The sequence below is a fragment of the Lentimicrobiaceae bacterium genome (assembly GCA_023227965.1).
Lineage (GTDB): Bacteria > Bacteroidota > Bacteroidia > Bacteroidales > JALOCA01 > JALOCA01.
Genome location: JALOCA010000013.1, coordinates 60,386 through 75,435, shown reverse-complemented (window position 1 = coordinate 75,435; position 15,050 = coordinate 60,386). Strand labels below are relative to the sequence as shown.

At 40.4% G+C, this 15,050-nt stretch carries 9 protein-coding genes; 4 read left to right on the top strand and 5 right to left on the bottom strand.

Annotation, left to right across the window (positions count from 1 at the left end):
• Both M0R21_06375 and M0R21_06370 read left to right on the top strand, forming a co-directional pair.
• The coding region (locus tag M0R21_06375; GenBank protein ID MCK9617447.1) for a carboxypeptidase regulatory-like domain-containing protein at window positions 1-3,554 on the top strand (3,554 nt) is incomplete at its 5' end.
• Window positions 3,555-3,682: 128 nt separating this feature from the next.
• Window positions 3,683-5,623 carry an ABC-F family ATP-binding cassette domain-containing protein gene (locus M0R21_06370; GenBank protein ID MCK9617446.1) on the top strand — a complete coding sequence of 647 codons (1,941 nt, stop codon included), beginning with the start codon at window positions 3,683-3,685 and terminating at the stop codon, window positions 5,621-5,623.
• On the opposite strand, the gene M0R21_06365 is transcribed toward M0R21_06370, so the two are convergent.
• From M0R21_06365 to M0R21_06355, 3 genes are read right to left on the bottom strand one after another with little or no spacing between them, the layout of a single operon-like run.
• A complete protein-coding gene (locus tag M0R21_06365; protein ID MCK9617445.1) occupies window positions 5,624-6,598 on the bottom strand; it encodes a polyprenyl synthetase family protein in 975 nt (324 codons plus the stop codon).
• 8 nt (window positions 6,599-6,606) lie between these two features.
• Window positions 6,607-7,467, bottom strand: a complete 861-nt coding sequence (gene rfbA / locus M0R21_06360; protein MCK9617444.1) for a glucose-1-phosphate thymidylyltransferase RfbA — start codon at window positions 7,465-7,467, stop codon at window positions 6,607-6,609.
• On the bottom strand, window positions 7,464-9,863 hold the full coding sequence (locus tag M0R21_06355; GenBank protein MCK9617443.1) for an MMPL family transporter: 2,400 nt from the start codon (window positions 9,861-9,863) through the stop codon (window positions 7,464-7,466). Before M0R21_06355 ends, rfbA begins: the two co-directional genes overlap by 4 nt.
• Before the next feature lie 134 nt (window positions 9,864-9,997).
• Between M0R21_06355 and M0R21_06350 the strand changes: the two genes are divergently transcribed.
• Window positions 9,998-10,945, top strand: a complete 948-nt coding sequence (locus tag M0R21_06350; protein ID MCK9617442.1) for a hypothetical protein — start codon at window positions 9,998-10,000, stop codon at window positions 10,943-10,945.
• On the opposite strand, the gene M0R21_06345 is transcribed toward M0R21_06350, so the two are convergent.
• Window positions 10,935-12,152: a 6-phosphofructokinase gene (locus M0R21_06345; GenBank protein MCK9617441.1), complete on the bottom strand. Its 1,218-nt coding sequence runs from the start codon at window positions 12,150-12,152 to the stop codon at window positions 10,935-10,937. The two genes, M0R21_06350 and M0R21_06345, sit on opposite strands and share 11 nt — an antisense overlap.
• A gap of 67 nt (window positions 12,153-12,219) precedes the next feature.
• Window positions 12,220-12,732 (bottom strand): ferritin, encoded by a 513-nt coding sequence (locus tag M0R21_06340; protein MCK9617440.1) that lies wholly within the window; start codon window positions 12,730-12,732, stop codon window positions 12,220-12,222.
• A 152-nt stretch (window positions 12,733-12,884) separates the two neighbouring features.
• Here M0R21_06340 and M0R21_06335 point away from each other — a divergent pair, with 152 nt between their 5' ends.
• On the top strand, window positions 12,885-15,044 hold the full coding sequence (locus tag M0R21_06335; protein ID MCK9617439.1) for a S46 family peptidase: 2,160 nt from the start codon (window positions 12,885-12,887) through the stop codon (window positions 15,042-15,044).
• Window positions 15,045-15,050 lie beyond the last annotated feature (6 nt).

Below are 15,050 nucleotides of genomic sequence, written 5' to 3'. Positions count from 1 at the left end.
GTGTTACACATGCTGTTGGTGATCTTCCTGGATACGACCCCGCAAATGACCTTGCCGGTGGTGCTTGTACAGGTAATGTAGCAGGTAAATTTGCACTTATTGTTAACATTCAACATGATCCTGAGCTCATAGGAGCTTACGAACTTGCCGAAGGTGGTCCTGGTCCAGGTATTACTCCTCCAAATTTGATTGCTTACAATATTTATCGCAATGATAATTTTGTTGAACAAGTTCCCAAAGAACAACTTCAGTATTTCGATCTGAATTTACTGCCTGGCAACTATTCTTATGGTGTAACCGCAGTTTACGAAGCTCCAACCGAAGGCGAATCAATGAAAGAAGGTCCTGCCGATATAACTATACGTTACGGAATTCCTCTTCCTTTCGAAGAAAAATGGAGTACCGGAATGTTTATTTCACAGAACTGGAACGTTGAAGGAAGTAACTGGCGCATCCAAGGTGCCCAGGGAAATCCTGCTCCTTCTGCCGAATTCAACTGGACACCCGTTCAGCATGATTATTCTTATGCTCTTGAAAGCGACATCCTTGTTGATGGATTAGACGAAGCTGTTTATCACAAAATCTGGTTCGACTTCGATATTTTCCTTGATGCACAAAATGCTACCGAAGAAGAATTGCTTACAGTTGAAGTATGGAATATTGATGGATGGCACCAGGTAGCAGAATTTAAAAACACTGCAGATATGCCGTGGACACCTCAGCACATTGATATTTCACAATATGCTCTTGACCAGGCATTCAAAATTCGTTATACTGCTCATGGTGCTTCAACAGCCGACATAAACAAATGGCAGGTTGACAATATAAGCGTTTATCACGAAATGACTTGCGATCCTCCAAGAAACCTTGCAGGAGTAAAAACTGGTATCCAAAGTGTACATCTTACCTGGGAAGAACCTGGTGTTGTTATTGCTCCGGGCGAATGGATTGGCTATGATAATGGCGAAAACTACGACGGTATCGGACTCACTGGCGGTGGCAGTTTCATGCTAGCCATTCGTTGGGATGCTTCTCAGTTAGCTCAATATGCAGGTCAGTATGTAAAACAGGTTAAATATTTCCCACGAGGTGCGACTACTTCCTATGTCCTGAAAATCTGGACAGGTGCAAATGCAGCTAACCTCGTAGTTGATCAGCCTATTACCGGCGTTCAACCTAATATGTGGAACACCGTAACCCTTGACACACCTGTTCCTATTGACGTAACCCGGGATCTCTGGATTGGCTATTCCTGCGACGATCCAGCAGGTGAACATCCTGCCGGTTGCGATGCAGGTCCTGCCGTTGCCGGATATGGTGACATGATCAGTCTCGATGGTGTTGCTTGGGAATCAATGGCTACTGCTTATAGCCTCAACTACAACTGGAACCTCCAGGCATTTGTTGAAGGTATGGCTGACGCCACTACTCCCGCTCCTCTGCAGCCCCTCACCAAAACCACATTCCGCAGTACAGGTGGTATTCCCGCCATAGGTCATCTGCCGGTAGTTGCCAACAACTTTACCGATGTGGATGAACTGTTAGGTTACAATGTATATCGCAGTGGAGTTCAGCTCAATACGGATATTGTTACCGACCTGTTCTACGATGATATTGATGTACCTTTCGGATCTTATGATTATACTGTAAAAGCCATTTATGATGGTGGATGTGAAGCAGAAGTAGGTCCTGTAACAATAGAATTTGCTGAAGCTGCTGCAATGCCTTTCATTGAACCCTGGGATGCAGGTACATTTGATGAAAACATGTGGACAATCGAACCTGAACAATCTAACTGGAAAGTTAATTCTTCGGAAGGAAATCCTGCTCCTACAGCTGAATTCAACTGGAGTCCAACTCTTACCAGTTATTCAACCGCATTGGTTAGCCGTTTAATCAGTGGTGAATTTGTTACAAATGTAACTCTTAACTTCGACCTCTATCTGAGTGATTACAGTAGTAATGGCGCAGAAAAATTAGCAGTTGAAGTATGGGACGGTACTACATGGAACTTAGTAAACGAATTTACAAATACAAGTAATATTGAATGGACTACTTACAGCTATGACGTTTCTCAATATGTATTGGGACATAACTTCAAAGTTCGTTTCCGTGCAAACGGTGCAAGCTCATTCGATATTAACTATTGGTATGTTGATAACATTAAACTGTACGAAAGAATCGTTGGTTCTCTCACAGGAACTGTAACAAGTACCTTAGGTAATGTTGCTAATGCTACAGTTACACTCGGTGCTTACACAGGAACTACCAATGCAAACGGTGTTTATAACATCGAAAACATTGAAACAGGCACTTACGACGTAACTTGTGCTGCCGATGGTTATGCCCCTGCTACAGTTGAGGGCTTCAACCTTGTTGGCGGTGTTAATACACTGGATTTTGCACTCGAAATGGAAGCTTGTTTACCTCCTACAAATCTTAATGCAGAAATTCAATATCCTTATGGACATCCTCAGGATGTAAAACTTACCTGGACTTCACCTTTTGGTGGTGGTACAGGTGAATGGATTGGCTATGATGATGGTGCAAACTATGACGGTATCGGTTTAACCGATGGCGGTCAGTTTTTGGTTGCTGCTCGTTGGGATGTTGACCAGTTGGCTCAGTATAACAATATGGTGCTTACCCAAGTGAAATTCTTCCCCAGAAGTGCAAACAGCACATTTGTCTTGAAAGTATGGACAGGTGCCAATGCAGCTAATCTTGTGGTAGATATGCCTCTCAGCGGACTTACCATAGAGGAATGGAACACTATTACCTTAACAACCCCTGTATTGGTTAATCCTACTCAGGAACTCTGGATAGGCTACTCTGTAGATCATCCAGCCGGGGAATTCCCTGCCGGTTGCGATGCAGGTCCTGCTGTAGCAAATTATGGTGATTTGATTTCTACGGATGGTGCAGTATGGGAACCCCTTTCGGGTCTTGGTCTCGACTATAACTGGAACCTCAAGGGTTATTTGGCTCCTCTCGATGGAGGCGATTACGCTGTTCTCAGCCCGTTGCCTAAGAAAACTATCGAAAAGAAAGCCAATAGCAGCATTGTAAAAGGTAACTTACCCGTTGTAATTAACCTTACCGACAATGGTGACAACCGTTCATTTATTGGTTATAATATTTACAGAGATGATGTTTTGATTGCAAACAATCCAGCAACACAAACTTGGTACATGGATACTAATGTGCCCATTTCATCTGATCCCTACACTTATTATGTAACTGCCGTTTATACACTTTGTGAATCTGATCCGTCAAATAGTGTTGACGTTCTCATCACAGGTATCAACGATCCCAGTGCTAAGACGATTAACATTTACCCGAACCCCGCTTCGAGCTATGTTAACATCGAAACCGCAGGCAACATAAGCAGCGTAAAAGTGATGAATTTAGTTGGTCAGGTTGTTTACGAACAAACTGTAACTGAAACTAACCTCACACTAAATACTGCTAATTATGAAGCAGGCGCTTACATGATTCAGTTGACTACTAACGAAGGTCAGTTCATTACAAAACGCCTCGTTATTACTAAGTAATCATTAAATTGATATATAATTTGAGGGGTCGGCTTGCCGACCCCTCTTTTTTTATAAAATACAACTCCAAACCGTTTTTAGCAGCATTTCAAAAAACCTGACATATATTTGCACTTTAAATCAGAAAAATGATTGCAGTAGGTAACCTTTCGGTATTTTTCGGCGGCGAATGTCTTTTTGAAAAAATATCTTTCAATATAAATGATCGTGATCGTATTGGACTTGTCGGAAAAAATGGCGCCGGAAAAACAACCTTATTGAAAATAATTGCCGGCGAAATGCAAGCCGAAACGGGTACTTTGGTGAAACCTTTTGACTATACCTTTGGCTATCTGCATCAGGAAATGACTTCTACTTTTCAGGGGTCGGTTTTTGCTGAGGCTTTAAACGCGTTTCACGATATTTTACATTATAAAAAACAAATAGAGCAGATTACAGAAGAAATTTCCACGAGAACCGACTACCATTCGGAAACTTTCCTGAAAAGAATACACCAATTGCACGAGGCAAACGATAGTTTTTCTATGGCTGGCGGACATACCATGGAAGCCGAAACCGAAAAAATATTATTGGGTTTGGGTTTTGTCCCTGATGATTTTGCAAAGCCACTCGGATTGTTTAGCGGAGGATGGCAGATGCGGGTGGAATTGGCTAAAATTCTCCTCAGCAAGCCAAACTGCATACTTTTAGATGAGCCTACCAATCACCTGGATATCGAATCCATCCAATGGCTCGAAGGCTTTCTTAGCGATTATCCTGGAGCTGTAATAGTTGTTTCGCACGACAGGGCTTTCCTCGACAATGTAACCCGGCGTACTATCGAAATTTCACTTGGGAAAATATATGATTACAAACATTCTTACTCAGGTTATGTGGAACTTCGTGAAGAACTGAGGCAACAACAAATTTCGGCTTATGAAAATCAGCAACAGCAGATTGATCAGATAGAAAGATTTATAGAACGGTTTCGCTATAAAGCTACGAAAGCCCGCCAGGTGCAATCGAAGCTGAAATTACTGGAAAAAATGGATAAAGTGGAGGTGGAAGACTTTGATAAATCTGCTATTCGTTTTGCCTTTCCGGCAGCACCCCATTCCGGAAAAATAGTACTCAATGCAAATAGGTTGACGAAAAACTTTGGTGAAAAATGCGTGTTCAGAGACTTGGATTTTACCATTCTTGCAGGAGATGCCGTGGCATTTGTAGGTAAAAACGGTGAAGGGAAAACCACTTTAACACGAATTATAACCGGGATGCTTGATTATGAGGGAGTTCTAACTATAGGCGTACAGGTGAAGATAGGCTATTATGCACAAAACCAGGCAGAGATGCTCGATGCCGAAAAAACGGTATTTGAAACCATTGATGAGGTAGCAGTGGGCGATATTCGTCCGAAAATACGAAATATCCTGGGTAATTTCCTTTTTGGAGGCGATACTATTAACAAAAAGGTAAAAGTATTGTCGGGTGGCGAAAAAAGCCGCCTTGCTCTTGCCCGCTTACTTCTTTCCCCTGTTAACCTTTTAATTCTGGATGAGCCTACTAACCACCTGGATATGCAAAGTAAAGATATTCTGAAGAATGCCCTTTTGCAATACGGGGGAACGCTGATTATTGTTTCGCACGACCGTGATTTTTTGCAAGGACTTACACAGCGGATTTTTGAGTTTAAAAATAAAACCATAAAACAGTACACAGGTGATATTTACGATTTTCTGCAAATGCGCAAACTTGAATCGCTAAAGCAACTGGAAAAGAACAGTTCTGCAAAAAACGAAGTCAAACAGGACATTAAGTCGGAAAATAAAATCAACCACGAAAAGAAAAAGCTTCAGGATAAGGAAAACAGAAAGATACTAAGCCAGATAAAAAAAGTGGAAGCGGTAGTAGAAGAATTGGAAAAAGAAATTTCGTTACGTGACCAGATGCTCATACAACCGGATAAATATGCCGGAGAAATAGCACAGGAAAACTTCTTTATCGAGTACGATAGACTCAAAAAACAATTAGCCGAAGAAATGAACCGCTGGGAAGAATTGCATTTGCAACTCGAAAGATACAATGGCTAACTAACTCTCCCTGCTGAGGAGTTTTTTGGCAAATTTCAGCAATTCAGATTTTCTGCCTTCAGGAACCGAAATCCGGTCAAGATTTTGTAAAGCATTGATATACAATTCATCCATTACTCTATGAACGTGGTTAGCTACCTCTAAAGTTTCATATATTTTTTTTACTCCTGCGATTTTTTCATCATCAGGAATGTGTATGTCGGAAAACAAAAGGTCGAGTTTCCGTTTATTCTCTATGTCAGCCAGTTCATACGCTTTCAGGTACAAGTAAGTCTTTTTATTGGCAATAATATCGCCCCCGCATTGTTTGCCAAATTTTGCTTCTTGCCCGAACACGTCTAACAGGTCGTCCATAAGTTGAAATGCAAGCCCTATTTTTTCACCAAATTGGTAAATGTATTCAACATCAGGCATTTTGGCTTTGGCAATCATGGCTCCAATCTGCAAACAGGCAGCAGGAAGTACCGCAGTTTTCAGTCGGATCATGTTCAAATAATCAGGAATACTTACAGTATTTACCAATTCAAAATTCATATCGTATTGTTGTCCTTCGCAAACCTGGATGGCTGTATTACTGAAAATTGTGAGAATTGAGGGTAATAAGTCCGGTTCTATCCCGGAAAGTAGGCGATAAGCTGTTGCAAACATGGCATCCCCTGAGAGTATGGCAATATTGCTGTTCCATTTTCTGAACACGGTTTCTTTTCCCCTGCGAATAGGAGCATTGTCCATAATATCATCGTGCAATAGGGTGAAATTATGAAATATCTCGCAGGCAATGGCTGGCTGAAGGGCTTCTTCAATTTTTCCACCCATCATATCGCAAGCGAGCAGTGTAAATACAGGACGCACCCTTTTTCCTCCCAGCGCAAGTGTATAGGAAATGGGGTCGTACAACTCGTGAGGGGCTAAGTTGAAATCCAGTTGCGAAATGGCTTCTTCAACTTTTGCAAGCAATAAATTGTATGGTAACATATTATCAATTATTCAACTAAACGAAGCAGATAATCGCCATAACCGCTTTTTAACAAAGGTTGAGCAATTTCAATTAAATGATTTCTGCTGATAAATCCCATTCGATAGGCGATTTCTTCAATACAGCCAATTTTTAGCCCCTGGCGGTCTTCAATTACCTGTACAAATTGCGATGCCTGCAAAAGTGAGGCAAATGTGCCAGTGTCGAGCCAGGCGGTTCCACGGCTAAGAATACCTACTTTAAGTTTGTGATGTTCTAAATACCATTTATTTACATCGGTTATCTCATATTCACCACGGGCACTGGGTTTGATATTTTTGGCAACTTCCACTATTGAATTATCGTAAAAATACAAACCCGGAACGGCGAAATTGGATCTCGGTTGCATAGGCTTTTCTTCAATGGAAATCGCATTATGGTTTTTATCGAATTCAACCACTCCGTATCTTTCCGGATCGTTTACATGATATGCAAATACCACCCCTCCTTCAGGTTCGTTATTCTCAAAAAGGAGTTTTTGCAACCCGGCTCCATGAAAAATATTATCCCCTAAAATTAGTGACACTTTATCTTTTCCAATAAATTTTTCTCCGATTATAAATGCCTGTGCCAATCCATTGGGTATTGCCTGCTCTTCATAAACAAACCGGCATCCCAGTTGGCTGCCATCGCCGAGGAGCTTTTTAAAATTTGGCAGGTCATAGGGTGTTGAAATAATTAATATTTCGTGGATTCCAGCCATCATGAGTACCGATAATGGATAGTAAATCATAGGTTTATCATAAATAGGCATCATTTGTTTGCTCATGGCAAGTGTAAGCGGGTGAAGGCGGGTTCCGGCGCCTCCTGCTAAAATAATTCCTTTCATAAACTTAATTTTTTATTGGGTTTACAATTATCATTTTCTTCTTCAGACTCTTCCAGCATAGCCAACATAGGCTCTTTCATAAACTGTTTGGTATTCAGCCGTTTTTCGAGCGACAACAAAATGGATGGTAATACTAATAAGTTGGTTACCATTGATACAAGTAATGTTATGGATATCAATATTCCCAGCGCTACCGTGCCGCCAAAACTGGAAGCTGCAAAAATGGCAAAACCACAAAACAATACAACTGCAGTATAAATCATGCTTAAACCCACCTCGCGAACCGTGTTGGAAACTGCTTTTGAAAAATCCATCTTTTTCCGTTTTCGCAGTTGGTTACGATATTCGGTGAGAATGTAAATGGTTCCGTCTGAAGCGATACCGAATGCGATACTGAAAACGAGAATGGTAGAAGGCTTAAAAGGTATTCCAAAATATCCCATAATGCCTGCAGTAATAACAAGAGGTACCAGGCAAGGTATTTTTGACAAAATGATGATGGAAAAAGATCGGAACAATACTAAACCTATGAGTAGAATAAGAAAAATAGCAATGATGAGGCTGATAAATAAATGCCAGTACAGGTAGTCGTTGCCTTTCAGAAAAACCAGACTATGCCCTGTAAATGTTACTTTATAGTCTTTGGGAGGGAAAATGGAATCTACTTTAGGCTGCAAGTCTCTTACTGTCTTTTTCATATGTACAGAACCCACATCTGCCATCTGATAGCTGATACGGGTAACATTTTTGCTGCTGTCAATAAAAGATTTGAATATACTTTCTTTACCTATTACGGTTCCTGCATAATCCGATAACTTTTTGAGCTCGCTGAGTGCAGGTAATTGAAAATATTTTGGATCGCCCCCTTTGTACCCCTGGTATCCAAATTTTAAAGCTTCAACTATGGAGATGGGTTTCGAAAACTCCTTGTATTTTGCAATTTCCCTTTCTAAACGCTTGATTTTGTAAAGCGTTCTTGCATCATTGCCAAAAATTCCTCCTTTCCGGGAAGCATCTACCGTTATTTCAAAGGGTAATACCCCATTAAAATTTTTTTCAAAAAACCTGAGGTCCATACAAACCGGGTCTCTCTTTGGCAAATCGTCAACGACATAACCGATCAATTGGATGCGAAAAGTGCCCAGCGCTGCAATAATCGTAATTACCAATAAGGATATATAAATGGTTCTACGCCTGTGATGTACAAGATAGTCTATCCAGTTTATCACAAAGTTGATTCGTTTACCACTCAGATGTCCTGTATGTTTCAGGGTTGGGGCAGGAAGGTAACTTAAAATAATAGTGATGAATACCAGCGCAATGGTGTATGTGGTCATTACATTGATTGCCGAAACAATTCCAAATTCCATCAGTAGTTTGCTGCGGGTAAAATAAAAAACTCCAAAACCAATAGCGGTTGTAACATTTGCCAGAAAATTCGACAACCCGACTTTTGTTACCATTCGTGAAAGTGCCTTCATTTTATTTCCGTGAATACGAAGCTCTTCCTGGTATTTATTGGTTAAAAAAATACAATTGGGCAAACCTATCACGACGATTAGCGGGGCTATCAATCCGGTAAGTACTGATATTTGATAACCAAACAAACGGATTGTTCCCAATGTCCAGATTACTCCAATTGCCACCACAATCATCGAATAAAGTACTACCCGGAATGATTTAAAGAAGATCAATAAAATCAGTGCGGTAACACCTGCTGCCAACCAAAGAAAAAGAATCATTTCTGATGAAACTTTTTCCATGTACATTGTTCGTATATAGGGCATTCCCGAATAGTGCATCGGCAGTTCGTGTTTTGCACCAAAAGCATCGGCAAGCCCCTTTATTTTATCTACCAGTTTAATCCTGTCTTTTGAATTCAACTTGGAATTGTCAAAAGTAACCGTCATCAAGGTAGCTCCGGTTTGGCGGTTGTAAGCGAGTTTGTCGTAAAAAGGAAGAGAATAAATCACATCGCAAATGCTGTCGAGCTGATGTTGGTTAACAGGCTTTTGCGAAACAATTGGAACAAAATCAAAACGTTGCAGACTATCGTTTCTGACTATATTATACAATTTTGCGAGGGATAAAACGTCTTTAATTCCGTCCAATTTTTTGATGTCATCTCCGAGATTGTACCAGTCGTTAAATAATTGAAGTTGAAAAAGATTGGGTTTCTGAAATCCAATTACCATTACATTTCCATCTTCGCCGAATGTTTTTTTAAACTGGTCGTAAGCTACTAACGAAGGGTCGCTTGTTGGTAAAGGACGTACAATGTTGTAAGAAAATTCAATTTGTAAGGCAAAATATGCCATGCACAGGGTGACTACAGTAAGCGATATCAGCAAACTCACCCTGTTGCGAAGAATAAAATGCGCTAAACGTGCCCACATAAGTTTCTATGTCTCGAAAAAACAATAAATTAGTTTATCACTATTCAAAATTGATGATTTTACGAAAGTAGAGCATTTATTGTAATACTCAGACGTAAAAAAAGGTATTTTCGTAGTATAAATTTTTGCATGTTATGTTAAGGGTTATTCTTATAGATTCTGCCCACGAAATACTTGTGAACGAACTGCAATCTATGGGGTTTGCATGTGATTTTTTTGAGGGAACCCGGCGTTCGGAAATCGAAAAAATCATTGGCAACTACGAGGGCGCCATTATTCGAAGCAAAGTGGTTTTCGATAGGCAAATGATTGATAAAGCACATAAACTAAAATTTATAGCAAGAGTAGGGGCGGGAATGGAAAGCATTGACGTGGACTATGCCGCTAAAAAAAGCATTGTTTGCCTGAATTCACCTGAAGGCAACCGTGATGCTGTGGCAGAGCATGCCCTGGGGATGCTACTTTCGCTAATGAACCACCTTAATCAAGCCGATAGACAAATCAGGCAGGGGCTATGGTTGCGGGAAGAAAACCGGGGTATGGAAATAAAAGGGAAAACCGTTGCCATTATAGGTTATGGTAATATGGGGCGGGCTTTTGCACAACGCTTGTCTGGTTTTGAAGCCAGCATGATAGCCTATGATAAATACAAAAAAAAATATTCCGACAGTTTTGTCAAAGAAACCGATATGGAAACTATTTTCCGTGAGGCACACATCCTTAGTCTTCATGTTCCCCTTACAGAAGAAACTTATTATATGGTTGATTATGAATTTTTAAGCCGCTTTCGCAATCCAATTATTCTTATTAATACATCTCGTGGGCATGTTGTTAAAACTGCCGACCTTGTAACATGCCTGAAAAATAAAAAAGTTATAGCAGCAGCCCTCGATGTACTGGAATATGAGCCCCATTCATTCGAAACACTGGATGCAAAAAACCTTCCGGATGACTTTGCCTATCTGCAAAAATCGGATAACGTACTACTTACACCTCATGTTGCAGGGTGGACAACAGAGTCGAAAATAAAATTAGCACAAGTGCTTGCCGACAAAATCAGAACATTGAACCTTACCAGTTGAGAATCCTGGTAAAGTCATACTCTTCGGGAGCAGGTAGGTACTTTTGAGCTTCTTTATAGTCGGCTTTGGTAATGTATTGCAGGCTTTCGCTAAAAACCATTACAGCTTTTTGTCCCTGCATATTTACCAGGCGGGGCTTCACTCTTCCTTTGTCATCCTCTACATCTTTAAGAAATAAAGGAAAAATATCACCTTTAGGGTCAGAAGTAACCATGCAACCGGTAATTCCCTTGTCGAAGAGAATTTTTACACCTATTCCCAGCAATGAGCAATACATAAGATCGAAAGCGGTTGGACGTACACAGCGAAGTTCGTATCCAAGCTCTACCGGTCGGCTTTTAATGGCAAGAGAAAGTTCTTTTAGTTTATTTTGCAATAAAATGTTGAAAATATGTGCTTTGCTAACGTTCCCCAGTTCGGGATGCCCATGGTCGTCGTAGGTAAAACTGATTCCGCAGTTGTTGATTTCTTCATCGCTCATGAAATGAAATACCCCTTCACTTACTATAGCAACACCATACCCTATACCAAGAATTTTTCGCTTTATCATTGAGGAAATTATAAGTCGGATTATACGGTCGAATGTTACATCTACTTTGTTGAACATTTCTGGAATGATAATCATGGGGAAATGGCAGGCAGCTCCTATGCCGAAAGCCAGATGACCAGCTTCACGACCCATAGCCGAAACGAGAAACCAGTTGCCGCTGGTACGGGCATCTTCATATACTGTGGACGCTATACGTGCACCCTCTTCTTTTGCACTCTGATAGCCAAAAGTGGGCTGTCCTTCGGGTAAGGGAAGGTCGTTATCAATAGTTTTGGGTACATGGATGTTTTGGATTTTTATATTGTTCTGGGCTAAATATTTCAAAATACGGTTGGCTGTAGAAGCGGTATCGTCTCCCCCTATTGTTACCAATAATTTAATGTTATTTTCGGTAAAAAAACGGGTATTGAATTCGGTATCCTTAGGTTTATGCCGGCTCATTCGCAAAGCAGAACCTCCCTGGTTCATAATACGATCGGCAAATTCAAATGTTAAATCGGTCATTTCCGGTGCTTCGGCAAAAAGACATTTGTAACCTCCGTGCAGACCGATTACACGATAACCCGATTTAAGGAATACTTTAGCAACCGATCCGATAACGGAATTAATACCGGGAGCCGGTCCACCTCCGCATAAAATAACAATAGCTTCTTTCATATCATTCAATGTGATTTATTTATGTTTATAAAAAAATTTCCGGTAAATCATACCGGAAGTTGGGCTTTTACATCCTGATTTTTTTCAAATCTTCTTTCATTTTATTGATGTCGTTAATCCAATCTTCAATATCTTGTTCGTGTTCTAACTCTTCATTAAGAATGGTTACTGCCATCTGGTAGGTAGTGTGGTCTTTGCCATTAGTATAGTCGGCAATTTCCTGGTAACGTTCAATGGCACAACGTTCGCCTTTCAGGTTTTGTTCAAGAACCACTTCAACGTAAGGGTCGGTAGGTGCATCATATTCGCAACGGCTTAGCTTGAACCATTCAGCAGGATGAGTTACAGGTGTTCCGCCTAATTGAATGATACGGTTAACCACAAGAACGGCATGGTTCAATTCCTGTGTGGCATGTAAAAGAAGTTCCGGTTCAATTTCACTGCGCATGGGCCCTTCCATTAACCGGGCACCAATCCAGTATTGGTAATAAGCGAGCCATTCTTCCGATAATGCTGCATTCAATTTACGAATGAGTTCGTTAACGTCAATCTGTAAAATAGTAATTGCTTTTTGCCCCAAAGTTTTGTAATTTTTAATTTTGCCAAATTTACAATTATTTTTAGGAATGGAGGGCGGGTTATTTAATCATTGACCATATCTTTTTTTGAATAGTTTTTTATCAATTCAATAACATTTTATCTTTGTTTCCTTTATTACTAAATTTTTGATTCATGAAAAAAATCTACTTATATCTCTTTTTAAGTTTTAATTTTCTTTCCTCTTTTGCCCACGAAGGCATGTGGATTCCGTTGCTTTTGGAACAATTGAACGAAAAAGACATGAAAAACATGGGCATGCGTATCAGTGCCGACGATATTTACAGTGTTAACCATTCGAGCCTGAAGGATGCCGTGGTGCTGTTTGGTGGTGGTTGCTCGGCTGCCATCGTTTCTGATCAGGGACTGTTGCTAACCAACCATCATTGCGGCTATGGCTCAATCCAGCGGCAAAGTTCTATAAATCACGACTATTTAACAGATGGTTTTTGGGCACAGCGGCTGGAAGAGGAACTTCCAAATCCCGGAATAACAGTAACTTTACTTATCCGGATGGAAGATGTTACCCAAAAGGTACTCGAAGGAGTGCAGCCATCTTTTACCGAAGCCAAACGCGCTGAAATTACCGGAAAAAATATGGATAGGCTGGAAAAAGAAGCTGAGAATGGAACGCATTATAAAGCAAGGATTAAGCCATTTTATTACGGAAACCAGTATTTACTTTTTATCACAGAAGTGTTTTCGGATATTCGTCTGGTAGGCGCTCCGCCTTCTAACATTGGTAAGTTTGGTGGCGACACCGACAACTGGATGTGGCCACGCCATACCGGCGACTTCTCTGTTTTCAGAATTTATGCCGGAAAGGATAACCAGCCAGCCGAATATTCAAAGGAAAATGTTCCTTATACTCCTAAAAAACACATGCCTGTTTCGCTCAAGGGAGTTCAGGAAGGCGATTTTACTTTCGTTTTTGGCTATCCGGGTAGCACCCAGGAATATATTCCATCGTTTGGAGTGGATATGACCGCCAACGTGGAAAATCCTCCAAGTATCATGCTTCGCCGTGAACGCCTAAATATTTATGAAACGGCTATGAATCAGGATAAATTAGTTCGTCTTCAGTACGCTGCAAAAGATGCCGGAGTTGCCAATTATTGGAAGAAAATGATAGGTGAAACCCGTGGCGTCAATCGTTTGAATGCCATCGCAAAAAAGCAGCAACAGGAAAAAGAATTTATTACATGGGCAAACAGCACTCCAGAACTGAAAGTAAAATATGGTAAACTGATTCCTGCCTTTGAACAGGTTTACAAAGAAATTACTCCGCTAAATCTTGCCACTGATTATGTTATTGAAGCAGGTTTGGGTGTGGAAATAATAAAATATGCTTACGGTTTCGATAAACTTGTAAATCTTAGCAAAAACGAAAAAACAACCCAGGAAACTCTGGATAAAGCCATTGAAAATTATCGGAATTCGGCAGAGGGCTTTTTTAAAAATTATTCTCAGGATATTGACAAAAAAGTCTTTGCCAAACTTCTTTCGATGTATTACAGTGGTTTGGATAAGAATTTGCAACCATCCATACTTGATGAAGCGAACAAAAAATACCACGGAGATTTTAATAAATGGGCTGAAGATGTATTCAATAAGTCTGTTTTTGCTTCTAAAGACAAGATTTTGGTTTTTTTAAAATCATATAAAAAATCGAGAGTCAAAAAAATAGAAAATGACCCTGCATTTGCATTAGCAAAAGGTATTTATGGTTATTATCTTGAAAGTCTTAAGCCAAAAACCTTCGGTTGGGAAGGGACTTTGGATAGTTTGCAACGTATTTATATGCAGGGCTTAATGGAATGGCAACCCAAGCGTCTTTTTTATCCTGATGCAAATTCCACATTACGTGTTTCTTATGGCAAGGTGGAAGGCTACCATCCACAGGATGCTGTAACTTATAACTGGTTCAGTACACTCGATGGGATTATGGAAAAGGAAAATCCGGATATATATGATTATAAGGTAGAACCAAAGTTGAAACAACTTTATCAGTCGAAAGATTTTGGAGATTATGCCGATGCTGACGGTAAAATGCACGTGGGTTTTGTTGCTTCTAATCATACTACCGGAGGAAATTCTGGCAGTCCGGTATTGAATGCCGACGGACAGCTTATCGGGCTGAATTTCGACCGTTGCTGGGAAGGAACGATGAGCGACCTGACGTACGATCCGGATCAGTGCCGTAATATTACCTTGGATATTCGCTATTGCTTGTTTATCATTGATAAATTTGCCGGTGACAAACGTCTGATTGAAGAAATGACATTGGTAAAATAATATTTT

Excerpts from the sequence above, each read along its gene's own strand:
- M0R21_06370 (MCK9617446.1), top strand. The coding sequence starts at position 3,683 with ATGATTGCAGTAGGTAACCTTTCGGTATTTTTCGGCGGCGAATGTCTT.
- M0R21_06365 (MCK9617445.1), bottom strand. The coding sequence starts at position 6,598 with ATGTTACCATACAATTTATTGCTTGCAAAAGTTGAAGAAGCCATTTCG.
- rfbA (MCK9617444.1), bottom strand. The coding sequence starts at position 7,467 with ATGAAAGGAATTATTTTAGCAGGAGGCGCCGGAACCCGCCTTCACCCG.
- M0R21_06355 (MCK9617443.1), bottom strand. The coding sequence starts at position 9,863 with ATGTGGGCACGTTTAGCGCATTTTATTCTTCGCAACAGGGTGAGTTTG.
- M0R21_06350 (MCK9617442.1), top strand. The coding sequence starts at position 9,998 with ATGTTAAGGGTTATTCTTATAGATTCTGCCCACGAAATACTTGTGAAC.
- M0R21_06345 (MCK9617441.1), bottom strand. The coding sequence starts at position 12,152 with ATGAAAGAAGCTATTGTTATTTTATGCGGAGGTGGACCGGCTCCCGGT.
- M0R21_06335 (MCK9617439.1), top strand. The coding sequence starts at position 12,885 with ATGAAAAAAATCTACTTATATCTCTTTTTAAGTTTTAATTTTCTTTCC.